Origin of the sequence: Limnoglobus roseus (genome assembly GCF_008254045.1) — a bacterium.
Classification (GTDB): domain Bacteria; phylum Planctomycetota; class Planctomycetia; order Gemmatales; family Gemmataceae; genus Limnoglobus; species Limnoglobus roseus.
This window is the reverse complement of record NZ_CP042425.1, coordinates 5,626,017-5,650,534: the sequence shown is the minus strand read 5'-3', so window position 1 is coordinate 5,650,534 and position 24,518 is coordinate 5,626,017. Positions and strand designations below refer to the sequence as shown.

Below are 24,518 nucleotides of genomic sequence, written 5' to 3'. Positions count from 1 at the left end.
ATGACTGAGATCGAAGAACGCCTGCGCCAAACGCCCCGGCCGGCCCGCACCCCGGCCCCGATCAGCGAGTTGCAGAGCAGTGGCGACATCAACATCCTGATCCTGGACGACGACACGGCCACCTGCTCCGTCATCCAGGCCGCACTGGCGAACCGCGATTTCGTCATCGACACCGTCTCCGACCCGTCGATGATCGAGTCGGTGCTCACCAAGAGCAACCACTACCACCTCATCATCCTCGACTACGTGATCCCGGGCCTCGACCCGGATCAGGTCTTCAACTGGGTGAAGGAGTACCAGCCGGAAGCGAACATCGTGGTCGTCACCGGCTACCCGTCGGTGGACAGCGCCCTCAACTGCCTCCGGGCCAGAACCTACGACTACCTGACGAAGCCGTTCCAGGTCGATCAACTACGGGAAATCGTCATCCGCTGCCTGGAGAGCAAGGGCCTGCTCCGGATGACAGAAGAAGCCCTCCGCGAGTCGCTCGGGGCGGCCATCCGCGAGCGCCGCAAGGGCCTGGGCTTCACGCTCTCGAACATGAGCGAGCGGACCGGCGTGTCGCTCGGCTACCTCTCGCAGATCGAACTCGGCAAAAACTCGGCCTCGATCGAAACGCTCTACCGCATCTGCCTCGCGCTGGGCATCAAGATGAGCGAACTGTTCACGGCCGTCCAACGGCACTAACCGCGGGTCGAAGTCATCGTCTCACGCCTCGGGCCATCCCCGAGGCGTTTGCATTTGTGGAGCGCGCATCGGGCCGGGAATTCGAAGGCCACGTCATCAAAGAATCGTGTAGGCCGTCGGGCCGGGTCGGGATAAACTGGAGGATAGCCGGACAGCCATTCGATTTGGCTCCCACCCCGGTCGTTCACCCGTGACAATCCCTTCCGAGAGGTCCGCGAATGTCGGCCACGCCGTCCGTGCCCCGGCCCTTTTCTTGGTTCGTGTCGCCGGTCGTCCTTTTCCTCCTGGCGACCCGTTCGGGGGCGGAACCACCGCGGATCGACTATAACCGCGACATCCGGCCGATCCTCTCGAACAACTGCTACCAGTGCCACGGCCCCGACGAGAAGGAACGCAAGGGCGACCTCCGCCTCGACACGTATGAGGGGGCAACGGAGGTGTCCGTCGTGCCGGGTAAGCCCGGCGACAGTTCGCTGATCGCCCGCGTCGAAACACGGGAGAAGGGCGAACTGATGCCGCCGGTCAAGAGCGGCAAGAAGCTGACGGCGAAGGAAATCGAACTCCTCCGCGCGTGGGTCCAACAGGGGGCGAAGTACGCCACCCACTGGTCTTATGTGAAGCCTGTTCGCATCACCCCGCCGAATGCCGTCGCCTTCCCGAACCCGGTGGACGCTTTTCTGGCAGCCGCCTTGCAGAAACGCGGCCTGAAGTTCCAGCCCGAGGCGGACAAGTACACGCTCGCCCGCCGGGTCGCCCTGGACCTGACCGGCCTGCCGCCGACATGGGCCGAGGTGGAAGCGTTCGTCAAGGACGGCTCTGCGAACGCCTACGAGACGTTCGTCGACCGCCAACTCGCGAAGCCCGCGTTTGGCGAGCACTGGGCGCGGATGTGGCTGGACCTCGCCCGCTACGCCGACTCGGCCGGCTACGCCGACGACCCGGCCCGCACCATCTGGGCCTACCGCGATTACGTCATTCGGTCGTTCAACGCGAACAAGCCGTTCGACCAGTTCACCGTCGAGCAACTCGCTGGCGACCTGTTGCCGAACGCAACAGAGGAACAGCGGATCGCGACCGCCTTCCACCGCAACACGCTGACGAACAACGAGGGCGGCACCAGCGACGAGGAGTTCCGCACGGTGGCCGTCGTGGACCGTGTGAACACGACGCTCACCACCTGGATGGGTACGTCCATCGCCTGTGCCCAGTGCCACACGCACAAGTACGACCCGCTCACGCAGACCGAGTTCTTTGGCCTCTACGCCTTCTTCAACAACACCGCCGACGCCGACCGCACCGACGAAAGCCCCGTCCTCGAAATCGGCATGACGGAGGAAAGGAAGAAGCTGCGGGCCGACGTAGACGCAATGAAATCAGCCCTCGACCGCGTGGTGAAGAGCTACCCCCAACAGGTTCAACCCTACCTCAAGCAACAGGCGGACGCACTCGCGAAGGCCCGTGCCACGATCAAGGCCGATACCACCGTCCCGGTCATGACAGAACTGGCGGGCAAGCAGCGCCGCAAGACGCAACTGCAACACCGCGGCAACTACCTCGACCTCGGCGACGAGGTGACGGAGCACGTACCCGCGGCCCTCCCGCCGCTGCCGAAGGACGCCCCGAAGAACCGCCTCACGCTCGCCCGGTGGATCGTCTCCGAGGACAACCCGCTCACCGCCCGCGTGGTCGCCAACCGATTCTGGGAACACGTCTTCGGCTCCGGTCTGGTCCGCACGAGCGAGGAATTCGGCTCGCAGGGCGAACTGCCGACGCACCCCGAACTACTCGACTGGCTCGCGACCGAACTGAACCGCACCAAGTGGGACGTGAAGGCGTTCCTGAAACTCCTCGTGATGTCCGACGCTTACCGGCAATCGTCGAAGGTCACGCCGGCGCTGCTGGAAGCGGACGCCGACAACCGCTGGCTGTCCCGTGGGCCGCGCGTGCGACTGACGGCCGAGATGGTTCGCGACCAGGCGTTGGCGGTGTCAGGGTTGCTCAGTTCCAAGATGTACGGCCCCTCGGTGAAGCCGCCGCAGCCGTCGTTCGGCCTGAACGCCGCCTTCGGCCGGTCGATGGACTGGACGACGAGTACGGGCGAGGACAAGTTCCGCCGCGGCATCTACACCGAGTGGCGACGGACGAACCCTTATCCGTCGATGAGTACCTTCGACGCGCCGAACCGCGACGTGTGTAGTGTCCGCCGGCCGCGAACGAACACGCCGCTGCAAGCCCTGGTGACGCTCAACGACCCCGTTTACGTCGAAGCCTCGCAAGCCCTGGCCCGCAAGGTCGTCGGGAGCGGCCCGTCACCGTCCGCTCGCGCCGCGTTCGCGTTCCGGCAGGTCGCCTCCCGCCCCGCGAGCGAGAAGGAAGTCGATCGCGTCGTGAAGCTATTCGAAGAGACGAAGGCGACCTACGCGAAAGACGCGAAGAAAGCCGCGACGATGGCCACCGACCCAATCGGACCGGCCCCAAAGGGTGCGGACGTGACTGAACTAGCCGCGTGGACGGTCGTCGCGAACGTGTTGCTGAACCTCGACGAAATGCTGATGAAGCGATAACTCCCACCGGAGAATTGCCTTGCACCCCGAACTCCATCGCCTCCGGCACGCCACCCGCCGGCACTTCCTCCGCGACTCGTCGCTCGGCCTCGGCTCGCTCGCGCTGTCGTCACTGATTGGCGGCGCATCCGTCCCGGAGAACCCGCTCGCCGCGAAGAAGCCGCACTTCGCGGGGAAGGCCAGGCGGGTCATCTACCTGCACCTGTCGGGCGCGCCGCCGCACCTCGACCTGTTCGACTACAAGCCGGAACTCGTCAAGCGGACCGGCCAGAACTGCCCCGACGACTTCCTGAAGGGCCGGCGGTTCGCGTTCACCTCGGGCGTGCCGAAGTTGCTCGGCACGCCGCGGACGTTCGCCCAACGCGGTAAGTCCGGCGTCTGGATGTCCGACGCGATCCCGAAGCTGCACGAGCACGCCGATGACATCACCGTGATTCGGTCGATGAACACCGATCAGTTCAACCACGCCCCGGCCGAACTGCTGCTCTACACCGGTTCGCCGCGGCAGGGCCGGCCGAGCATGGGCACCTGGGTGACCTACGGCCTCGGCTCGGAGAGCGAGAACCTGCCGGGGTTCGTCGTGCTGATTTCCAGCGGCGTCCAACCGAGCGGCGGGCAAGGCTGTTGGGGCAGCGGATTTCTGCCGAGCGTGTACCAAGGCGTGCAGTGCCGCAGCAAAGGCGACCCGGTGCTGTACGTTTCCGATCCGGCCGGCATGGACCGCGACACGCGCCGCAAGAGCCTCGACGCCCTCCGCGACCTGAACGAACTGCAAGAGAAGGAACTCGGCAACCCCGAGACGACGACGCGGATCGCACAGTACGAACTCGCCTTCCGCATGCAGACGAGCGTGCCGGAGGTCATGGACATCACGCGGGAGACGAAGCAGACGATCGACGACTACGGGGCCACGCCCGGCGGTGCGAGTTTCGCGAACAACTGCCTGCTCGCCCGCCGGTTGGTCGAGAAGGGCGTGCGGTACGTGCAACTGTTCGACTGGGGCTGGGACTTCCACGGCACCAACCCCGGCGAGGACATCCGCGACGGACTGACGAAGAAGTGTTCGACCATCGATAAGCCGATCGCGGCCCTGATCCGCGACCTGAAGCGCGTCGGCCTCTTCGACGAAACGCTGATCGTCTGCGGCGGCGAGTTCGGCCGGACGCCGTTCCGCGAAGGCCGTACTGCGGGCGGCAAGGTTCTCGGCCGCGACCACTACCCCGATTGTTACTCGCTGTTCCTGTGCGGCGGCGGCATCAAGCACGGCCACACGCACGGCGAGACCGACGAACTCGGCTTCGGCGTGACGAAGGACAAGGTCCACGTCCACGACCTGCAAGCCACAATCCTGCACTGCCTCGGCTTCGACCACACGCGACTGACGCACCGCTTCCAGGGTCGCGACTACCGCCTGACGGACGTGCACGGGCGGGTGGTCAAAGAGATCTTGGCGTGACAACATGCCGCATCACATCGGCGATTCGCGCAAGCGATTCGTCCGACGTGCAAAGTGGCGGCATCGCGTAGACCACGTTGCCGAGCGGCCGGAGCAGGACGCCGTGCTCGATGGCGAGTTGGCGAATCTTCGGCCCGACCTCGGCGAGATAGCCGCCTGAAGCCGGCACATCGACGGCCGCGATGGTGCCGCAGATCCGGGCACCGGGCAGCTTCGCGTGCCAGAAACGGTTGATTCGCTCCGCATCGCACTTCCAGGTTCCCCCTTCGATCAGTTTCCAGTTGGCCACGGCGACGGCACACGCGAGCGGGTTCGCCGTGAACGAGTGGCCGTGGAAGAACGTCCGCGTGCGGTCGGCCGTGTCGAATGCGTGCGCCACGTTCGGCGACGCGAGCGTGGCGGCGAGCGGCAGCACGCCGCCGGTCAGCGTCTTGGCAGCGCAGATCAGATCGGGTGAGACGCCCGCCTGTTCGAACGCCCAGATTGTGCCCATCCGATTCGCGGTCATCACTTCGTCGACGATGAACAGCACGCCGTGCCGTCGCGTCACCTCCCAGATGGCCCACAGTTCCGCCGGCGTGTAGAACTTCATGCCGCCTGCGCCTTGCACGAGCGGCTCGATGATGACCGCCGCAACTTCGGCCGCGTGGTTCGCCAGGAACTCGTCGAGCCGCTCAGCCGACACCGGCACGCGGGCCGTGCGGAACAACAGCGGCTCAAAGCGGCCGAAGAAGACGGGATCACGACTGACCGCCATCGCGCCGAAGGTGTCGCCGTGGTAGCAGTCGTCGAAGCCGACGAACAACGTCCGCTGTGTTTCGCCGCGGTGGCACCAACACTGGTAGGCCATCTTCAGCGCGACTTCGACGGCCGTGCTGCCGTTGTCGGAGTAGAAGACGCGGCCGCCGTCCCACGGCGTCGAGCGCAACAGCATGCCGGCCAGTTCGACCGCGTGTGGGTGGGTGGCCCCGGCGAAGAGGACATGGTCGAGCGAACGGGTCGCCTGCCGCAGGGCGTGCATCAGCGGCGGGTGCCGGTGGCCGTGCAGGATGGTCCACCACGACGATGAAGCGTCGATCAACCGGCGGCCGTCGGCGAGGTTTAAAAACTCGCGCTCCGCGGAAACGACCGGCAACGGGTCGAGCGGGTCGCACAGCGACGTGTACGGGTGCCAGACGAACTGCCGGTCGTGGGCGATGAGTTCATTCTCTGCCAACGGCGTCGGTTCGATCCGTGACGCCCGGAGGGTGGCGAGTTGCTCTCGGCACCCTCCGGCGGCTTCGCGAATGCCTTCGGCCGTCCATTCCCGAGGCCGAGGCAAGGACACCACCGTCAGTTGCGGTTCGTGCCGTTGAATTTGACCGACCGCGTACTCGTCCGAGTCGCCGAGCAGAATCACCGCAGATACGGATAGTCCCTCGGCTTTCAGGCTCCTCACCGCTTGCAGCGTGCGACCGACAGCGCCGACCGCGGAGGAACCGATCAGCCAGAGCGGTGCCCTCAATTCACGAAGGAACTCGGTTTGAAGTTCCTCGTCGGTGAACGGCGAGAGCGGGCTGCCGAACGACTCGATCAAGAGCGGCTGCGGCGATGCGGGTTTCTGTCTCGCCACGTCCCGCGGCGGGGGCATCCGTTGGCCTGCGATTGCGGCGGCGAGCGGCGGCGCGACGGGGGTTTCGAATCGTGCGTGCGGTGGGAAGATTGTCGTGTCGGGGAGCAACCGCCGGACAGTTTCGGTGTCGGACGGCCCGGTTTCGACCGGCTTCCAGTAGGCAAACTCGGTCCCGAAGGCCGCCAGAAACAGCAGCGAGAACGTGGTCTTGCCCGCGTCGGTGTCGGTGCCGATCACGACCACGTCACGCATCGCGAACGGCCTCGGCAACGTGTTCTGCCATCCGCTGCAAGACGGCGGGATCGTGGTCGGCGTGGATCGAGAGTCGCAGGCGGGCAGTCCCCTGCGGCACACTCGGCGGACGAATCGCGCGGACGTCGTAGCCGCGTTCTTGGAGGCGAGTCGCCACGCGCACAGCCAGCGGGTCGTCGCCGAGGACGACGGGGATGATGTAGCTATCCCCGAGCGTCGGCACGGAATGCCGGGCCAGCGTGCGATGGACGGCCGCCGCGTTCGCGTGAAGTTTCTCGCGGTCGGCGTCTCCGCTTCGCACGCGGTCCAGGGCGTCGAGCCACCAGTTTCCGACGATCGGCGGGAGGGCGGTGGTGAAGATCAGGTGGCGGCACTTGTTGACGAGATAATCCTTCAACAGCCGCGAACCGCAGACGTAAGCCCCGGTCACGCCGATCGCCTTGCCGCCGGTGTGGACAGTCGCCAGAACGCGGTCGCGAAGGCCCAACTCGTCGATGACGCCCGATCCGCCGGGGCCGAAGCAGCCGGTCGAATGGGCTTCGTCCACGATCACGCCGGCCCCGTAGCGTTCGGCGAGTGCGACGATCTCACAAAGCGGGGCACGGTCGCCGTCCATGCTGAAGAGCGACTCGGTGACGATGAACAGTTCCCGCCCGGCGGGTCGTTTCGCGGCTTCTGCCCGCAGGCCGTCTTCGAGGTGGTTCAGGTCGTTGTGCCGGAACACGAACTTCCGCGGCCGGCAGACTCGCAACCCCTCCACGATGCAGGCGTGGTTGAGTTCGTCGCTCGCCACCCAGTCGCCGGGTTCGACGACGGTCGAGATCAGCCCCTCGTTGGCCGAGAAGCCGCTGTTCATCATCAGCACGGCGTCGGCCCCGTGCCATGCGGCGAGAGAAGATTCGACCTCGTCCCAAACCGCGTGATGGCCGCGAAGGAGCCGCGAAGCGATACCCGACCGGGCCATCACAGGCTCGCCGGTCGGGGCCACACGAGCGCCGTAGCCGAGGTAGTCGTTCGACGTGAAGTCGAGGCCGCGGGGCAGTTTCAAGGAGCGGAAGCGGCCCTGCCCTCGGAGTTCTTCCAGCGCGCCCGTCCAGCGCTCGCTCAGTGACATGGCGATTCGCACGGGGTCGCAGTCGGCAGGCCCATCGCCTGGAAGAGTTGCGCGTCGGCGGTGGCGTCCGGGTTCGGGGCGGTGAGCAACTTCTCGCCGAAGAAGACTGAGTCGGCCCCGGCCAGGAAGCAGAGGATTTGCAACTCGCGGCTCATCTGATCTCGCCCGGCACTCAGCCGTACGCGGGCGGTCGGGAAGGCGATGCGGGCCGTGGCGATCAGCCGAACGATCTCGATGGAATCGACCTTCGGGGCCATCTGCAACGGCGTGCCCTTGCTCGGCATCAGGCAGTTGATCGGCACGCTCTCCGGCGGCGTTTCGAGGTTCGCCAGTTCCACCAACATCATCAGGCGGTCGTCTTCGGTTTCGCCCATGCCGACGATGCCGCCGCTACACACGGAGATGCCCGCCCGGCTGACGGCCTTGATCGTTTCGATCCGCTCGTCGAACGTCCGCGTCGAGATAACCTCGGGGTAGTACCGCCGCGAGGTGTCGATGTTGTGGTTGTACGCGGTCAGCCCGGCGTCCTTCAGCCGCTCGGCTTGGCCGTCGGTCAACATGCCGAGCGTGACACAGGCTTCCATGTCCAGCCCGCGGACGACGCGGACCATGTCGATCACACGGTCGAACTCCGGGCCGTCCTTCGGCTGTCGCCAAGCCGCTCCCATGCAGAACCGCGTGGCCCCGGCCGCCTTCGCCGCTTCCGCCTTCTCGCGGACTTCCTCGACCGTCAGCAGCGGCACCCGCTCGACCGGCGAATCGTAGTGGGCGCTCTGGCTGCAATACCGGCAGTCCTCGGGACAGCCGCCGGTCTTGATGCTGAGGAGGGCACACTTCTGGATGTCGCGATAGTCGCGGTGAGCCTTGTGAACTTCCGCCGCCTTCAGGATGAGTTCCGGGAGGGGAAGTGTGTACGTGCTCTTGAATTCGTGGAAGGACTTCATGCGATGCAGTGTATGACCCCGGTGGGGGACACTCAACACGAGGCGGCCGTGCGATGACGACAACTCTGGAACCGGAACCGAAAATCCGGCTCTACCCGGCCCTCATCATGGTCGGCCTTGCCGCGGCGGCGTTCGTTTTCCTGCCGATCGTCTTTCCGCGGACGCCGTACCACTTCCTCCTCGGCCTCGGCGGGCCGACGATCGCGTCTATCGGAATCCTGCTCTGGTGGCTGCGGGGCAGTCGTGTCCGTGGGGCATTCCGATGGCTGCCGGTCGGCCTGTTCTTGGTGCCGGCGCTCGCGAACATGCTCGTCTTCTACCGGCCGTCGATGATTACGGTCCTGCTGTTCGGCTTCCCATTGGTGGCATTCCTCTGGGTGGCGTGGCTCGTAATCAGTCGGCCCGCGCCGCGGTTGGTGCAACTCGCCGGGTTGCTCGGCGTGATCGTCGGGGGGTGGGCACTTTTCACGATGGTGCGAATCGACGAGACGAACGCCGAAATCGAGCCGGAACTCGACTGGCGGTGGCACCCGACCAAGATGGAAAGCTTTCAGCAAGAGCGTGCGAAGTGGGCCGCGGCCGCCCCGCGGTCCGACGCGATCACGGTCGGGCCGGGCGATTGGGCGGAGTTCCGCGGGCCGAAGCGCGACGACAACGCGACCGGCGTAACGATCGACACCGACTGGAACACGCATCCGCCGAAGTTGCTCTGGAAGCACCGCATCGGCGCGGGTTGGGGCAGTTTCGCGGTCGTCGGCGACAAGTTGTTCACGCAGGAACAGGTGGACGAACAGCAGGAAGCGGTAACGTGCTACACGACCACGACCGGGGCGCTGGTGTGGGAGTACCGCTACCCGGCCCGGTTCTACGAGCAAATCGCCGGCGTCGGGCCGCGGGGTACGCCGACAATCGTGGGCGGGCGGGCGTACACCTTCGGCGGCAGCGGCAAACTCGTCTGCCTGGACGCGGCGAAGGGCACGAGCGTCTGGGAACGCGACGTGCCGGCCGACACCGGCGCGAAGGTGCAGCAGTGGGGCTATTCAAGTTCCCCACTGGTCGCGCAGGGTGTCGTGGTCGTCTTCGCCAACGGGCCGGGCGGCAAGGGCACGGCGGCCTACAAGACCGACACCGGTGAACTCGCGTGGACGGCCGGCAACGGAACCTTCGGCTACAGTTCGGCCCAACTGGCGAAACTCGGCGGCGTCGACCAAATCCTGATGGTGAGCGACGTCGGCATCGAGTCGTACCAACCGGCCGACGGCAAAGTCCTCTGGGTCCACGACTGGAAGCAGCGCGGCGTCAATCGCGTCAGTCAGCCGGCCGTCCTCAGCGACACCGACCTCCTCATCGGCACCGGCGTCGGCACCGATCAGGGCACGCAGCGCGTCCACGTCACGCGCGACGGCGACACGTGGAAGACGGAGGTCGTGTGGAAGTCGAAGAACCTGAAGCCGTACTTCAACGATGGCGTCGTCCACGTCGGCCACTTCTACGGCTTCGACGACAAGTCCTTCACCTGCATCGACCTGAAGGACGGCTCTCGGAAGTGGAAGACCGGCACGCAGTACGGCCACGGCCAAGTGCTATTGCTTGGCGATCAGGCCGTGCTGGTCGTGCAAGCCGTGGACGGCAAAATCATCCTGGTGGCCGCGAACCCGGACGAGCACACGGAGATCGCGAAGCTGCAAGCCCTCGACGGCAAGACGTGGAACCACCCCGTCGTCGCCCACGGCAATCTCTTCGTGCGGAATAATAGCGAGGTCGCGGTCTACGAACTGAATTTGAAGTAAGCTCCCGGCGAGCCGAGCACCGTAAGGTGCCGGGTAAATGTCGCCGATCGACACCCGGCACCTTACGGTGCTCGGCTCGCCGGGTTTCTCACCGTAGCTTCTCCACGATCTTCTCCACGTCGTACACGCAGCCGCCCCAGACGCCGCCGCTGGCGTGCTGGAGGGCGGCCCACAGTCGCGTGTCGGCCGGCAGGCCAGGGTCGGGTTGCAGGTCCGGCCGCGGTGGGCGTTTCGCGAGTTCGGCCGTGCCCCACGCAGCGTTGTGGACGCCGTCGGCGTCGCCGACGAGGTTGACCGTGCCTTCGAGTTTGTTCCGGTCGATGACGATCTCGATGCGATCGCCGTTGCGAAGTTTGCCGATCGGCCCGCCGGCCAGGGCTTCCGGCGAAACGTGGCCGATGCACGCCCCGGTGCTGACACCGCTGAAGCGGGCGTCGGTGAGGACCGCAATCTGCTTGCCCCATTTCAGGTGCTTGAGGGCCGACGTGACCTGATAGGTTTCTTCCATGCCGCTACCGAGGGGACCGCGGCAGCAGAGGACCAGCACATCGCCGGGTTGGACGATGTCGTTCTTGATCGCGGCGATGGCGGCCTTCTCGGTGATGAACACTTTCGCCGGGCCGACCTTGCGGTACACGCCGTCGGCGTCCACCACGCTCGGGTCGATGGCCGTCGATTTAATCACGCTGCCGTCCGGGCAGAGGTTGCCGACGGGGAAGGTGATCGTGCTCGTCAGCCCACGGGCCTTTGCGGTGGTCGGCGAGAAGATGACGGTGTCCGGGTCAATCTTGTCGCGGGTCATCAGCAAGTCGCGCAGCCGTTTCCGCCGTTCGGACTTCGCCCACCAGTCGAGGACTTTGCCGAGTGTGTCGCCGGTCACGGTGAGCGCGTCGAGTTGCAAGAGGCCGAGTTCGCGGAGGTGCAACATCACCTCCGGCACGCCGCCCGCGAGGAAGACGCGGATGGTCGGATGGCCGACGGGACCGTTCGGCAGGGCGTCCACCAGCCGCGGCACGGCCCGGTTGAAGTACGTCCAGTCTTCGATGGTCGGGCGGCTCAAACCTGCGTGGTAGGCTACGGCCGGCGTGTGCAACAGCAAGTTCGTGCTACCGCCGAAGGCCGCGAAGACGGCGAGGGCGTTCTTCACAGCCCCGTCGGTGAGAATCTGCCGGGTCGTGATCTTCTTCGCCGACAGGTTCACGAGCGCCTTGGCCGAGCGACGGGCCATGTCGAGCCAGATCGGCTGACCCGACGGGGCGAGAGCGGCGTGCGGGACCGTCAAGCCAAGGGCTTCGCCGACGACCTGCGACGTGGCCGCCGTGCCGAGGAACTGGCAGCCACCACCGGGCGACGCACAGGCGTGGCAGCCCGCCTCTGCCGCTTGTTCCAGCGTGATCTCACCGTGCGCGTAGCGTGCCCCGATCGTCTGCACTTTCCCCGTGTCCTCGGTTCCCGTCTCGCCGGCGAGCATCGACCCGCCGGGCACCAGCACGACCGGATAATCATGCTGGCTGGCGAGAGCCATCATCATCGCCGGCAGTCCCTTGTCACACGTCGCCACGCCGAGGACGCCGGCCCGCGTCGGGTGGCTTCGCATCAGGCGGCGTAGCACTTGGGCAGCGTCGTTGCGGAACGGCAGGCTGTCGAACATGCCCGGCGTGCCCTGCGTGCGGCCGTCGCACGGATCGGTCACGGCACCGGCAAACGGGATCGTCTTCAGCCGCTGGAACTCTTCCGCCGCTGCCTTCACGAGCAAACCGACTTCCCAGTGCCCGCTGTGGAAGCCGAGCGCGATCGGCGAACCGTCGTCCGCCCGCAGGCCGCCGTGTGTCGAGAGGATGAGGAATTCCTTCCGGCCGAGCAACTGCGGGTTCAGCCCCATGCCGACGTTCTGCGTCCACCCGAACAGGTCGCCGGACGGGGCGAACCGGAGGAACTCGTCGGTCAACGGCAGCTGCCCGCTTGGCCCCGGCGTGGTGGTGACGAGTTGGTAGAGGGAGGGGTCGTTCGTCTCAACGATGTCGGCGAAGGTCGTCATGGAGAAGGCTCGCGGCAGGTGAACAGCGGTTGCTGCTATGGTACCGAGTCGCGCGAAAATGCCCGGCCGCCTCGCTGCCAATTTCGCGGCGAACCGCTACGATGTTCCCCGCTCCCCCATCTTCAGGAAACGGATTATGCGATTCTCCCTCTCCCTGTTAGGTCTCGTCATCATGCTCACGCCCGTCACCGCCGTCGGCCCGCAAGTCGAGCAAACGACCTTCGGCAAACTCGCCGACGGCAAAACCGTCGTGACCGCGTACACACTCGTCAACAAAAACGGCGCGAAGATCAAGGTGATCGATTACGGCGCGATCGTCACTGAAATTCACGTGCCGGACAAGGGTGGCAATCTCGCCGACGTGGCCCTCGGCTTCGACAACATGGACGGCTACTTGAAGGGTAGCCCGTACTTTGGTGCGAATGCCGGGCGGTGTGCGAACCGCATCGCGAACGGCAAGTTCACGCTCGACGGCAAGGAGTATCAGGTCACGGTGAACAACGGCGCGCACACGCTGCACGGGGGCAAGGACGGGTTCGACAAGAAGATGTGGCGGGCCGACGCGCCGACGATGGGCGCGGGCGGGCCGAGCATCACGCTCAGCTACGTCAGCAAAGACAAGGAAGAAGGTTATCCCGGCAACCTGTCGGTGAAGCTGACCTACACTCTGACGAACGACAACGAGTTGAAGGTCGAGTACAACGCGACGACCGACAAGACGACGCTCTGCAACCTCGCGCACCACAGTTACTTCAACCTCGCCGGCCACAACAGCGGCATCATCCTCGGCCACGAGGTCGAAATCTTTGCGAAGGCGTTCACCCCGGCCGACGAGACGCTGATCCCGACGGGCAAGATTCAGCCGGTGGCGGGCACGCCGTTCGACTTCACGAAGCCGACGATCATCGTCAGCCGCATGAAGGAAGTCGGCGGTAAGCCGATCGGCTACGACCTGAACTACGTCCTCGACGGCAAAGCCGGCGGCGTGCCGTTCCTGGCCGCCCGCGTGACGGACCAGAGGTACGGCCGCACGCTGGAGGTCTACACCGATCAGCCGGGGTTGCAGTTCTACACCGGCAACTTCCTCGACGGCACGAACACCGGCAAGGGCGGGGCCGTGTACCAGCAGTACAACGGCTTCTGCATGGAGCCGCAGAAGTTCCCGGACGCGGTCAACAAAGTCGGCACTGAAGGCTGGGTCGCCCCGATCCTGAAGCCGGGCGAAGAGTACAAGCAGACGACGAGCTACCGTTTCGGCGTGAAGAAGTAACCCTCTCCGAGATTCGCCATGCGTTGCGCCATCGCCCTTCTGTTCGTCGTCAGCGGCAGCCTCGTGCGGGCCGCTGACGACGGTTTTACGCCACTCTTCAACGGCAAAGACCTGACGGGCTGGACGACGTACCTCCGGCCGTCGAAGGACATCCCCAACCCCGACCCGAAGACGACGTGGCAAGTCGCGGACGGCGTCATCCGCTGCAACGGCAAGCCGAACGGCTACGTCATGACCGAGAAGGAGTACTCCAACTACGTTCTCAAGGTGAAGTGGCGGTACCCGGCCGAGTTGAAGGCCGGCAACACCGGCGTTCTCCTGCACTGCACCGGCGAAGACAAGGTGTGGCCGAGTTCGATCGAGGCCCAACTGCGGTCCGGGCGGGCCGGCGACATCTGGCTGAACCCGGGAGCAGACGGCAAACTGCCGACGTTGTCGTTCGACGCGGGGTTGAAGGATGCCAACGACAAGACCGACCGGCACTACTTTCGCATCGACAAGGACAAGCCCGTCGAGAAAGCGTTCGGTGAGTGGAACGAGTACGAAATCACTTGCCGCGATGGGAGCATCACGCTCGCCATCAACGGCACAAAGGTGATCGAGGGCCGCAACGGCAGTTTGAAGAAGGGAAAGATCGCCCTCCAGTCGGAGGGCACGGAGGTTCACTTCAAGGACATCGCCATCAAAGAGATGAAGTAGTCACGATCTTGGCGAGCCGAGCACCGTAAGGTGCCGGGTGAGTGGCAACGACATTCACCCGGCACCTTACGGAACCCGGCTCGCCTTCATTTCAGCGTCAACTCGTGCTGGCTCAGTTGCTCGAAGCTCGTCTCGGTGACGAGGTAGTTGTGCTCGACGCGAATGCCGCCGACGCCGTCCACGTACAGGCCCGGTTCCAGCGTCACCACGTCGCCGGCGACAAGCGATTCCAGCGATTGCTTGACCAGGAACGGCGCTTCCGGGTGAGCGAGGCCAATGCCGTGGCCCGCGTGGTGCGGGAAGGCGTCGGCAACGCCGGCGTCCTTGAAGACGGTCCGCACCGCCTCGTAAACGTCTTTACCGTGGACCCCTGCTCGTAGGTGGCGTTCGCCGGCCTTCATCGCCAACACGCACAGGTCGAAGAGTCGTTGCTGGTCGGCGGTCGGTTCGGCCCCGACGACGAGCGTGTTCGTATAGTCGCTCCGGTAGCCGCTGATGACAACCGAGAAGTCGAGGATGAGCGTTTCGCCGGGCTGAATGACCTTCTGCGTCGGTGCCCCGCCCCGCTTGGCCGATCCGGGCGAAACCGCGAAGTCGCCGTAGACGATGACGGGTTGCTTCGCGTGGTCGGAACACGCCTTGAAGACGCCCTCGTACACGTCGAGTTCGGTCATCCCCGGTTTCACGTTCTGCCGTGCCCACGCCATCCCGGCTTCGCCCGCCCGACAGCACGCCGAGATCAGCGCGACCTCGTCGTCGTCCTTTGCCCGTCGCATCTCGCCGATGAGGCCGAAGAGTTGCGGGGCCATCGCGTCGGCGATCGAGTCGTGAATCCGGCCGCCCGTCCCGGCGGCGTCCACGGCCGGCCGCAAAATCATCCGCCGCGGCCCCTGCCCCGGCGACACACCGTCGTACCACTTCACGGCTGTCTTGCTCGTGACGTGGACCGCGTCCACAGACTTCGGCAGGCGCGCGTCGTAAAACAGCGACGCCTCGCCGTCCGGCTTCAGCAGCAGCAACGCCCCGTAGTCCGCCCCGAGGCTGAACGGGTCCACGTAGAGGTTCGCGAAGTACCGCAGGTGCAGTGGGTCGCCGAGCAACAGCGGCCCGGTCGGTTGTAGTCGTTCGAGCAGTCGCTGCCGGCGTGCGGCACAGCCTTCGGCCGTTAACATGGTCCACCTCGGGGGAAGGGTTCCCGATAGGGTATCCGACTTCACGGGTTATGGAATGGCCCGCACCGCGGTTGCGACAGTATACCAACCGGAACCCTCCACCCCGCGAGTGCCCGTGGCGACCGATCTCCTCGACAAGCGCGAAGACCGCATCCGCCGGATGTTCGGCGAGATCGCGCCGTGGTACGACTTCCTCAACCACTTCCTGAGCCTGAACGTCGACAAGCGGTGGCGGACGACGACGGCTCGCCGCGTGCCTCCGGTCGGCGATGCGCCGATCCTCGACCTCTGCACCGGCACCGGCGACCTCGCCCTGACCTACGACCGTGCCGCCGGCGGGAAGGTGCCGATCGTCGCGGCCGACTTCTGTCACGAAATGCTCGTGCGGGGGATTGCGAAGGCGGCGAAGGCCGGGGCGGGCGGCCGTATCCGGTTCGTGGAGGCGGACGCGCAGCACTTGCCCTTCCCCGACGATTCCTTCCAGATCGTGTCGAACGCTTTCGGCCTGCGGAACGTGACCGACACCGACGCGGGCCTGCGGGAGATGGTCCGAGTGGCGCAACCCGGCGGCCGCCTCGCCATCCTCGAATTCTCGAAGCCGCGGGGCCGACTATTCGGCCAACTTTACCTCGGCTATTTCCGCTCGATTTTGCCACGGGTCGGGCAGTTCTTCAGCCGGAACAACCAGGACGCCTACAAGTATCTCCCGGCCAGCGTGCTGAGCTTCCCGGACGGAGAGGCGATGGCCGCGAAGCTCCGGGGCCACGGGCTGGTGAACGTAACTCATTTCCCGCTCACCTTCGGCATCGCGACCTTGTATGTTGGTGAGAAGCCGCCGCGTGCGGGTTGACACCGTCCGGGATTCGTGATGCCGTCCTCTTCCCACCTGTTAGTCCGAGCCGCCCGCGGCGAACCGATCGAGCGCGTACCCGTCTGGGCGATGCGGCAAGCCGGGCGGTGGGACCCGGAGTTCAACAAAGTCCGTGCCGGCCTGCCGTTCTTCGAGTTCTCCGAGAACGTCGAGAAGGCCCTGCTCGGCACGCTCTGCCCGCGACGGCTCGGCGTGGACGCGATCATCCTCTTCTACGACATCACAACCCTGCCCCTCGCGATGGGGCTGCCGTTCGAGTTGAAGAAAGACATCGGCCCCCAACCCGACCGGCCGATTCGCACCCTCGCGGACCTCAACCGCCTGAATCCCGAGCCGCCCCCCGAAAGCTACGGCCACATCCGCCAACTCCTGCGGCGGACGAAGGAAGAACTGAAGGGTGAACTGCCGGTCATCGTCTTCGCCGGCTCACCCTTCACCGTGGCAACGTACTGCATCGGCACCGGCAAGGACGTGGCCGCCACACGCCGCTTCGCGGCCGAGCAGCCTCAGGTGTGGGACGGTCTGCTCGAACGGCTGACCGTGGCGACCGGCGGGTTCCTGCGAACGCTGATCGGAGACGGTGCGGACATCTATCAACTCTTCGACTCGTGGGCCGGGATGCTGACGCCGGACGAGTACGAGCGATGGGCACAGCGCCAGCACGCCGCGATCTTCCGGGCCGCGACGGGCGTGCCGCGAATCTTGTTCGTGAAGGAATGCCCGTACCTCGACCGGATGGCGGAAACCGGCGCGGAAGTCATCAGCCTCGGCCTGCAGCACGACCTCGCGGCCGCGCGGAAGCTGTACCCGCACCTGTCGTTCCAGGGGAACGTCAGCGAGGAGACGCTGCGGACCGGCACGCCGGAACAGGTGGAAGAGGCGGTCCGCGCGTGCCTGCGGGCGGGCGGCGGGCAACGTCATATTATGAACCTGAATCACGGCGTCGGGAAAGAGACGCCGGTCGCCAACTTCGAAGCCTACATCCGCGCCGCGAAGGCGGGCCTCTGAGCCGGGGGAAGCGTGCGATGCCCCGTTCGATTCTGATCACCTGCCTCGGTTTCCTGCTGGTCGGCCCACCAGCCGGGTTCGCCGCCGATCCCGACCCAGCCGCCCTGCAAGAGCGGATGAAGAAGCTGATCGACCGGGCCGAACGGTCGGTCGTGGCCCTGGTGATTTCGCACAACCCCAAGCACGACGCCCCCAGCCCCACCCAACCGTGGAAGCTCGGCGAGTACCAGCCCCATAACCCCTTCCCGCCGACGCTGCGGGTGCCGGAGCGCGACAAGCTCGACCTCAGCGACGCGCGGAACATCGGCGATTACACCCTCGGTTCTGGTATCGTCATCGACGCCGAGCAGCGGCTCGTTCTGACCTGCTACCACCTCATCGAAGGGGCGCGGAAGATCTACGCCCGGCCGTCGGGCACCGGCGGGGCGTACGCCGACATCGTCGCAGCCGACGCCCGCAGCGACCTGGCCGTCCTGCGTCTGCACTTGTCGTCACCGAAACTCACGGCCGTCAAGTTCGCAGACGTTCGCACGGAGGACACGCCCCGCGCGAAGGCGAGCGTCACACGCGGGCAGTGGGTCATTTCTCTCGCGCACCCGTTCGCGGCCGGCCTGACCGACGGCAAGGCGAGCGCGTCGTGGGGCATCGTTAGCAACGTCAGCCGGAAGGCCCCCCTCCCGGTCGGGGCGGACGACGTGCGGTCCGGCTACCTCTACCAGTGTGGGAGCCTGATTCAGACCGACGCCCGACTGAACATGGGGTGCAGCGGCGGCGGCGTATTCAACCTCGACGGGGAGTTGATCGGGCTAACATCCGCAGCGGCCGCCGTGGCGGGTAGCGAGTCGGCCGGCGGGTTCGCTATGCCGATGGACAGCATTTACCGCGGCATCGTCGAGGTGTTGAAGACGGGCGAGGAAGTCGAGTACGGCTTCCTCGGCGTGGCCCCCGGCCTGATGTCGCAGCCGCCCGAGGAACCGGGCCTGAAGGTCAACGGTGTGACGCCGGGGTCGCCGGCCGACATCGCGAGGGTCCAACAGAGCGACCTCATCCATGCCGTCAACGGCCGGCCGATCGTGGAGGAACAAGACCTGTTCCTCCTCATCGGCGGGGCGCTCGCCGGTCGCGAGGTGACGCTCACCGTCCTGCGCGGGCACGCAACGCTTCACCTGAAGGCGACCCTCGCGAAATTCCAACACCCCTACGCGACGATCGCCTCCAACCGCCCGGCATCGGTCTACGGCCTGCGAGTGGAGTACAGCAGCTTGCTCGCCCAGCAAGTGAACGGCCCGGGGGGGACGCGGGGCGGGTTGAACTGGCAGAGCGTCATCGTTCAAGAACTTGAGCCGAAGAGTCGCGCCGAGGCCGCGTTCAAGCAGGCGGGCATCGAGTCGAACCGCTGGTTCATCACCGCGGTGAACGACACGCCGACGCCGACGCCGGCCGCCTTCTATTCAGCAGCGAAGAAAGCCCAGACAGTCCGGCTGACCCTCAGCGACTCGCTCGGTCACACGAAAGTGGTGAGCCTGCCATGAAGTATGCCATCTGCAATGAGACGTTCGAGGGCTGGGATCACGCCCGCGTTTGCTACGCCGTCTCCAGCCTCGGCTACACCGGGTTGGAAGTCGCCCCGTTCACGCTGGCCCCGCTCATTACCGACGTCTCGGCCGCGCGCCGGGGCGAACTTCGGCGGCAGGCGGAAGCGGCCGGCGTCACGATCATCGGCCTCCACTGGCTGCTGGCGAAGACGAGCGGCTTCTACCTCAACACGCCCGACGCGGACGTTCGGCAGAAGACCGGCGACTACCTCGCCGCGCTCGCGCAGGCGACCGCCGACCTGGGCGGGAACCTCATGGTCCTCGGCTCGCCGCTCCAGCGGAACTTGCTCGCCGGCACGACCCGCGAAGCGGCCGACGATTTCACGCTCGACACCCTGGGCCGAACCTTGCCGACGCTGGAAAAGACGGGCGTAACGATCTGCCTCGAACCGCTCGGGCCGGTCGAGACGAACTACCTCAACACCGCCGCGCACGCTGTCGCCCTGATGGCCAAGCTCGGCCACCCGAACGTGAAGTTGCACCTCGACGTAAAGGCGATGTCCGCCGAGGACGCCCCCATCCCGGACGTCATTCGGGCGAACGCGGGCCACACGTTCCACTTCCACGCCAACGACCCGAACCGCCGCGGGCCGGGGTTCGGCGACACCGACTTCAAGCCGATCTTCCGCGCCTTGAAGGACGCCGAGTACGACGGCTGGGTGTCGGTCGAAGTCTTCGACTACGCCCCCGACCCCGAAACGATCGCTCGCGAGAGCATCCGCTACATGCGAGAGTGTGAACCATGACCCGCCTCTTCTCCCTCGTCCTCCTCGCCGGCATGGCTTTCCCCCTGTTCGCGGCCGACGCGCAACTCTCCGTCGGCTTCGCCGAAGTGGACTTGTCGCCGACGATCGGGAAGAAGCCCGTCTACCTCGCCGGGTTCGGCTTGAACCGCAAGGCGACCAAGGTTCACGACCCGATTATGGCGCGGGCAGTCGTGTTCTCCGACGGCAAGCAGAAGATTGGCTTCGTCTGCGTAGACGTGATCGGCCTGTTCCTGCCGACCGTGGAGAACGTGCGGAAGCAACTGCCGGGCTTCCAGTACGTGCTCGTGTCCAGCACGCACAACCACGAAGGGCCGGATACGCTGGGCCTCTGGGGGGCGACGTACCTGTCGTCCGGCGTCGATCCGGCCTACCTGAAGTCGGTCGAAGACGGGGCGGCAAAAGCGATCCTCCAGGCGGGCGAAAAGCTCGTGCCGGTTCGCGCGGAGATCGGCACGGCCAAGAACGGCGACTTGCTCCACGACAACCGGCAGCCGATCGTCCTTCACGACGAGGTCGTCGTCTTGCGGTTCACTTCCCCGGAGACGAAGAAGGTCGCGGGCATGATCGTGCAGTGGAACTGCCACCCGGAAACGCTCGACGACAAGAACACTGAGGTGAGCGCCGACTTCGTCGCGTCCACCGTCAAGACGTTGGAGAAGGAACACCAGTGCCCGGTGGTGTACTTCAACGGCTCGGTCGGCGGGTTGATGACATCGCTGAAGGTGGAAGTCAAGAACGCCGCGGGCGTGTTGCTCCAGGACGGTACGTTCGAGAAGACGGAGAAGTACGGCGAACTCGTCGCGGGTCTGGCGAATCAGGCGATGAAATCGGCCGGACCGGTCAACTTGTTGCCGTTCGACGTGCGCACACGGACGATGCTGATGCCGGTCGATAACAGCCTCTACAAGATCGGCAAACAGGTCGGCACCCTGAATCGGGCCATGTACGAGTGGAAGGGCCAACCCGTACCAGAGGCGTTCGTCGAAACGAAGGACGTGATGGCCGCCGTCGCGGTAAAGACGGAGGTCGGCCGGATCCGCCTGGGCGAACTCGACATCGCGGCGATCCCTGGCGAGATTTACCCCGAGTTGGTGTTGGGGAAGGTGCAAGACCCCGTCGACCCGGGGGCAGACTTCCCCGACGCGCCCGTGGAGCCGGCGATCTACGCACAACTCAAGAACAAGCACCGAATGCTCATCGGGCTGGCGAACGACGAACTCGGTTACTTCATCCCGAAGCGGCAGTGGGACGAGAAAGCCCCCTACTGCTACGGCTTGAAGAAAGCCCCCTACGGCGAGATCAACAGCATCGGCCCCGAGGCCGCCCCGTTGTTGTGCCAGGCGTTCAAGGAACTGGCGGAGAAGAAGTAGCGGCCGGTTCGGGCGGGCGGGCGTGTAGTTGCGCGACCCGCTTCACGAGCATCGTTGCGTAACTGCCGCGCGGGAGTTCGAACCGCAAGATCACCTTCCGCCGGCCGCGGTTCTGGTCGTCCGCGTCGTCCTTCGCTTCCAAATTTTGCGGGCGGACGCACGCTTTCCGATCGCCCTTCGAGAAGAACGGCTTTTGCAGGCCGGGTATTTTCATCGTCGCCAGGGCCAGCCCCTCGTCCTGCAACACCGCCTCTGTCAGCGGCAGCCACGCGGCCGTCACATCGGGCTTCAGCCGAGCCGACGGCAGCGGCAACTGCAACGATTCCCACTTGGCCACCAGTTCCTCGGGCAGACTCGTCGGCACAGGTAAGTGCCCGTGGTGGAGGTCGATTCGGGCGAGGCGGTCGGGCGAAAGGGTCTGCGTCAGCCACAAGGCCAGGACGCGGTTCCAGACGTGGCTCTGGTAGGCCGAGAGGTACAGCCCCTGCAATTCCGGCTTCAATCGGGCGACCGCCCCGCGAAAGTCGGTCGGGTGGTGAACGAGGTAATCGACCAAACTCCGGGCGTGGCCGCGGTCGAGTTTGGCCTTGCACGCCGGCCAGTCGCCCCAATGTTCGAGTAGGGTCGCCTTCTCTCGCTTCTGGGCCGCCCGGTCGAACTCGTAGGGCGAGGCCAACGCCAGTTTGAGGGCCGCTTCGAAATTCCCGCGGACCATTTCCTTCGCCACGAACTCTTGGGACGAGCCGACGGAGCCGAACCGCTGGTCGTCAAAATAATTCGGCAGGCCGCTCGCGTGGACTTCGTCGATCGCCGCCCGGATGCCGGGAACTTGGCCGGCGGCGATGGCCCGCATCGTGATCGTGAAGCGGTTCGCACCGATTTGTTGGGCGGTGAACGGTTCCGCGACTGGTCCGAGGTAGGTGACTGTGACCCGTTCGTGCTGGAGGTTACGAGTCGGGCCGTGGTAGATCGTAAAGTGTTGACTCGTCTTCGCGTGGCGGTCTTTCAGTCCGCCGTAGCTCAACCGCCGCCCGTCGATGTCCCACCGCCGGCGAACGGCGTTCAAGGCGTCGGGCGTCGTCCAACCGATCTTGTCGAGGCGGTAGTAGGCGAACGGGCCGCCGGACGGCGTGACGGACGTAACCTCTTCGACGATGAAGTCTTCGGGGAGTTGCTTGATCTTCATGAGTTGATTGAAACAGACGACGGCCGATTTGTCGAGAGGCTCACAGTGTAAACGAAAAAAGAGGCCGAGAGTGGTGAATGAGAAGCTGTCGCCCACTCAGCTTCAAATCCACATCGTCTCTCGGCCTCTGTACTATACAATAATCCGTAGCCCATCACCAGTCAACATCGTTTCCGAATTTCCCGCCCTGATCGAGTGGATTCCCTCAAGAGTTAACGCGGAATCTCGAAGTTCTGGCCGGGCAACGGGGCCGGGTTGTCAACCAACGGCACAGTGGGATGGGCGTCGTTACTGGACGGCGGAACGTGCTCCGCAGACGCCATGAGGATATCCCGCAGCATTTGCACCGTGACGGGGTTGGACGGCTCGGTCAAGAATCCGGCCCCGCTGAGGTTCAGAACTTCAGCCCGCGTGTGACAGGCCGGTTGTGTGTACGAGTTCGCGATGATAAGGTGACGGCCGACGCGACTCAGATCCGGCCCCGTGCCGGTGAACGGCAAGTAGACAGGGGCGATCTCCACGAGAGCGTCTACGGGAACGGAACACGCCGTTACCCGGGTCACCAAGTTTTGGGCCACCCCCGCCCCTAAGCTGTACCCGACCACCACGAACCGAGCGTCCGGGTCTTCGCAAAGAATCCGCTTGATCTCTTTTTCGATGAACGCTTCGTGGTAAAAGTCCACGCAGTAGACCTTCGCGAAGCCGTGCTGGTTGAGCTCTTCACGCAATTTCTCGACGTGCGTGAGGTGGAACGGGTCGAAGCCGCGGAAGATGATCGCGTAAACCTTTGCTCGCTGGTCAGCGGGATACTCCGGGCAACTCTCCGGCACGAGGCATTGATCGCCCGCCCGGTAGGAGCACGTCGTACACCCCGGCACCAACACGAACGCGATCAAGAGTAAGCCGCACGTCAACCGATTCATGGCAACGCCTCGTAGGGGACATTGCCAACATCGTCAGAACTGCTGCAACCCAGGTAATCGTTCCAGTTTATCAAACGGCGAAATGGTCCCGACGGCGAAGACCATTCCGATTACCGAAAGGGGGCAATCTGGGTAAGCATGATCCTAAACTGGGACGACTCCACCCGTCTTTACCGACTGACACTCGCGGTAGCAGAGGACCAGAGCATCCCTTGCCAGTTTCGCACTAAGAAGATCACTCTCGCGACCGGCCGCGACAGCATCGACGGCGGTCTGAATTTCACTCGTAAAGGCGGCCAACGGGTCGCCACCGCCCTCAACTTCCGGGTGAACGCTCTTTCCGTCCGCGGTCAACAGCGTGAGGGCAGGGCCGCCCGAATCGTACAGAAGAGTTGCCTTCTCCAGATAGATTTCGAAGCCATGAACGAACGACCGGCCGGGCATCGAGACGGCCCCGCTGGAACAGGTCACGCTCGGGCCGCCGGGACTGTAAAGGTACTGGGTCGTCAGGTACGTCACGGCCCCCGACGGGTCGACGACGCCGCTCGAAAACACCGCCTTCGGCACACCGCACGCGAGGCCGATGAAGTGCGTGTCGTGGATGTGCAAGTCGATCGCAGGCCCGCCGGTCTTGCTCGCGTCGCCGATGTCGGCGGACCAGTCCGGCTTCGAAATCACCCGCTTGAAGTGCGCCCCCATCAACCTGCCGTACTCCCCGCCGCGGATGGCCGTCGCCGCGTACCGGAACTCTGGGAAGAACGGCAGCACGTGGGCCACCATGAGCATCTTCCCGGCCGACTTCGCCGCCGCGAGCATTTCGTCCGCTTGCTCCGGTTGGAGCGAGATCGCCTTCTCGACCAGAACGTGCTTCCCGGCCTTCAGCGCCGCGATCGCGGTGGTGGGGTGCTGATCGGTGGGGTTACAGACGTCGATCAGGTCGATGTCCGGGTCGGCGAGCATCGCGTTGAGCGTCTCGTAAGTCTTCACGCCGGTGAGATCGACCTGGCCCGGTTCGGGGCCGAAGTTGCCGCGCGTCTCGGTCCAGTCGCCGGCCAACTTCGCCCGGTCGCGACTGCACACGGCGACGACCTTCGCGTTCGCCAGTTTCTGCGAGGCAAGGTAGTGGATGCGGCCCATGAAGCCGATGCCGACAATCCCGATACGGACCATGTTGCCCCCTGAAACGGCGTCGCTGGCGTG

General features: G+C 65.3%; 19 protein-coding genes. 11 read left to right on the top strand and 8 right to left on the bottom strand.

Annotated features, from left to right (window positions below; genetic code table 11):
• The 3 genes from PX52LOC_RS23940 to PX52LOC_RS23930 all read left to right on the top strand — a co-directional run bounded on the left by PX52LOC_RS23940 (window position 1) and on the right by PX52LOC_RS23930 (window position 4,707).
• Window positions 1-687, top strand: coding sequence for a response regulator (locus PX52LOC_RS23940; RefSeq protein ID WP_149112448.1), 687 nt, complete (start codon window positions 1-3; stop codon window positions 685-687).
• Window positions 688-905: 218 nt separating this feature from the next.
• Window positions 906-3,251 carry a DUF1553 domain-containing protein gene (locus tag PX52LOC_RS23935; protein ID WP_149112447.1) on the top strand — a complete coding sequence of 782 codons (2,346 nt, stop codon included), beginning with the start codon at window positions 906-908 and terminating at the stop codon, window positions 3,249-3,251.
• A gap of 19 nt (window positions 3,252-3,270) precedes the next feature.
• On the top strand, window positions 3,271-4,707 hold the full coding sequence (locus PX52LOC_RS23930) for a DUF1501 domain-containing protein (protein ID WP_149112446.1): 1,437 nt from the start codon (window positions 3,271-3,273) through the stop codon (window positions 4,705-4,707).
• On the opposite strand, the gene bioA is transcribed toward PX52LOC_RS23930, so the two are convergent.
• The 3 genes from bioA to bioB are packed head-to-tail and all read right to left on the bottom strand — an operon-like array spanning window position 4,688 to window position 8,629.
• Window positions 4,688-6,571 carry an adenosylmethionine--8-amino-7-oxononanoate transaminase gene (gene bioA, locus PX52LOC_RS23925; RefSeq protein WP_149112445.1) on the bottom strand — a complete coding sequence of 628 codons (1,884 nt, stop codon included), beginning with the start codon at window positions 6,569-6,571 and terminating at the stop codon, window positions 4,688-4,690. The genes PX52LOC_RS23930 and bioA overlap by 20 nt on opposite strands.
• Complete coding sequence (locus PX52LOC_RS23920; protein ID WP_149112444.1) at window positions 6,564-7,685, bottom strand: aminotransferase class I/II-fold pyridoxal phosphate-dependent enzyme; 1,122 nt, start codon at window positions 7,683-7,685, stop codon at window positions 6,564-6,566. Before PX52LOC_RS23920 ends, bioA begins: the two co-directional genes overlap by 8 nt.
• Window positions 7,676-8,629, bottom strand: coding sequence for a biotin synthase BioB (bioB, locus tag PX52LOC_RS23915; RefSeq protein ID WP_149112443.1), 954 nt, complete (start codon window positions 8,627-8,629; stop codon window positions 7,676-7,678). The genes PX52LOC_RS23920 and bioB overlap by 10 nt, the downstream gene beginning before the upstream one ends.
• Before the next feature lie 53 nt (window positions 8,630-8,682).
• On the opposite strand from bioB, the gene PX52LOC_RS23910 reads away from it, so the two are divergent.
• Complete coding sequence (locus tag PX52LOC_RS23910) at window positions 8,683-10,419, top strand: outer membrane protein assembly factor BamB family protein (protein ID WP_149112442.1); 1,737 nt, start codon at window positions 8,683-8,685, stop codon at window positions 10,417-10,419.
• 88 nt (window positions 10,420-10,507) lie between these two features.
• On the opposite strand, the gene PX52LOC_RS23905 is transcribed toward PX52LOC_RS23910, so the two are convergent.
• A complete protein-coding gene (locus PX52LOC_RS23905; protein ID WP_168219169.1) occupies window positions 10,508-12,457 on the bottom strand; it encodes a YjhG/YagF family D-xylonate dehydratase in 1,950 nt (649 codons plus the stop codon).
• A 136-nt stretch (window positions 12,458-12,593) separates the two neighbouring features.
• Here PX52LOC_RS23905 and PX52LOC_RS23900 point away from each other — a divergent pair, with 136 nt between their 5' ends.
• Together PX52LOC_RS23900 and PX52LOC_RS23895 are read left to right on the top strand one after the other, a co-directional pair.
• Complete coding sequence (locus PX52LOC_RS23900) at window positions 12,594-13,727, top strand: aldose epimerase family protein (protein ID WP_149112441.1); 1,134 nt, start codon at window positions 12,594-12,596, stop codon at window positions 13,725-13,727.
• An 18-nt stretch (window positions 13,728-13,745) separates the two neighbouring features.
• Complete coding sequence (locus tag PX52LOC_RS23895) at window positions 13,746-14,426, top strand: 3-keto-disaccharide hydrolase (RefSeq protein ID WP_149112440.1); 681 nt, start codon at window positions 13,746-13,748, stop codon at window positions 14,424-14,426.
• Window positions 14,427-14,512: 86 nt separating this feature from the next.
• Here the strand turns inward: PX52LOC_RS23895 and PX52LOC_RS23890 are convergent, their stop codons facing one another.
• Complete coding sequence (locus tag PX52LOC_RS23890) at window positions 14,513-15,598, bottom strand: M24 family metallopeptidase (protein ID WP_149112439.1); 1,086 nt, start codon at window positions 15,596-15,598, stop codon at window positions 14,513-14,515.
• A gap of 115 nt (window positions 15,599-15,713) precedes the next feature.
• Between PX52LOC_RS23890 and ubiE the strand changes: the two genes are divergently transcribed.
• From ubiE to PX52LOC_RS23865, 5 genes are read left to right on the top strand one after another with little or no spacing between them, the layout of a single operon-like run.
• The gene (ubiE, locus tag PX52LOC_RS23885; RefSeq protein ID WP_218575152.1) at window positions 15,714-16,448 is read left to right on the top strand and encodes a bifunctional demethylmenaquinone methyltransferase/2-methoxy-6-polyprenyl-1,4-benzoquinol methylase UbiE; all 735 of its coding nucleotides are present in this window, start codon (window positions 15,714-15,716) and stop codon (window positions 16,446-16,448) included.
• A gap of 18 nt (window positions 16,449-16,466) precedes the next feature.
• A complete protein-coding gene (locus PX52LOC_RS23880) occupies window positions 16,467-17,477 on the top strand; it encodes a uroporphyrinogen decarboxylase family protein (protein WP_149112437.1) in 1,011 nt (336 codons plus the stop codon).
• Between the two features lie 17 nt (window positions 17,478-17,494).
• The gene (locus tag PX52LOC_RS23875; RefSeq protein WP_149112436.1) at window positions 17,495-19,009 is read left to right on the top strand and encodes a trypsin-like peptidase domain-containing protein; all 1,515 of its coding nucleotides are present in this window, start codon (window positions 17,495-17,497) and stop codon (window positions 19,007-19,009) included.
• Complete coding sequence (locus PX52LOC_RS23870; protein ID WP_149112435.1) at window positions 19,006-19,818, top strand: sugar phosphate isomerase/epimerase family protein; 813 nt, start codon at window positions 19,006-19,008, stop codon at window positions 19,816-19,818. The genes PX52LOC_RS23875 and PX52LOC_RS23870 overlap by 4 nt, the downstream gene beginning before the upstream one ends.
• Entirely contained in the window at window positions 19,815-21,209 is a 1,395-nt protein-coding gene (locus PX52LOC_RS23865) for a neutral/alkaline non-lysosomal ceramidase N-terminal domain-containing protein (RefSeq protein ID WP_149112434.1), read from the top strand. Before PX52LOC_RS23870 ends, PX52LOC_RS23865 begins: the two co-directional genes overlap by 4 nt.
• Here the strand turns inward: PX52LOC_RS23865 and truD are convergent.
• From truD to PX52LOC_RS23850, 3 genes are all read right to left on the bottom strand, one after another.
• Window positions 21,184-22,395 carry a tRNA pseudouridine(13) synthase TruD gene (gene truD, locus PX52LOC_RS23860; protein WP_149112433.1) on the bottom strand — a complete coding sequence of 404 codons (1,212 nt, stop codon included), beginning with the start codon at window positions 22,393-22,395 and terminating at the stop codon, window positions 21,184-21,186. The two genes, PX52LOC_RS23865 and truD, sit on opposite strands and share 26 nt — an antisense overlap.
• Window positions 22,396-22,607: 212 nt before the next feature.
• Window positions 22,608-23,318, bottom strand: coding sequence for a hypothetical protein (locus tag PX52LOC_RS23855; protein ID WP_149112432.1), 711 nt, complete (start codon window positions 23,316-23,318; stop codon window positions 22,608-22,610).
• Between the two features lie 144 nt (window positions 23,319-23,462).
• Window positions 23,463-24,488, bottom strand: a complete 1,026-nt coding sequence (locus tag PX52LOC_RS23850; RefSeq protein ID WP_149112431.1) for a Gfo/Idh/MocA family protein — start codon at window positions 24,486-24,488, stop codon at window positions 23,463-23,465.
• Between the last annotated feature and the right edge of the window lie 30 nt (window positions 24,489-24,518).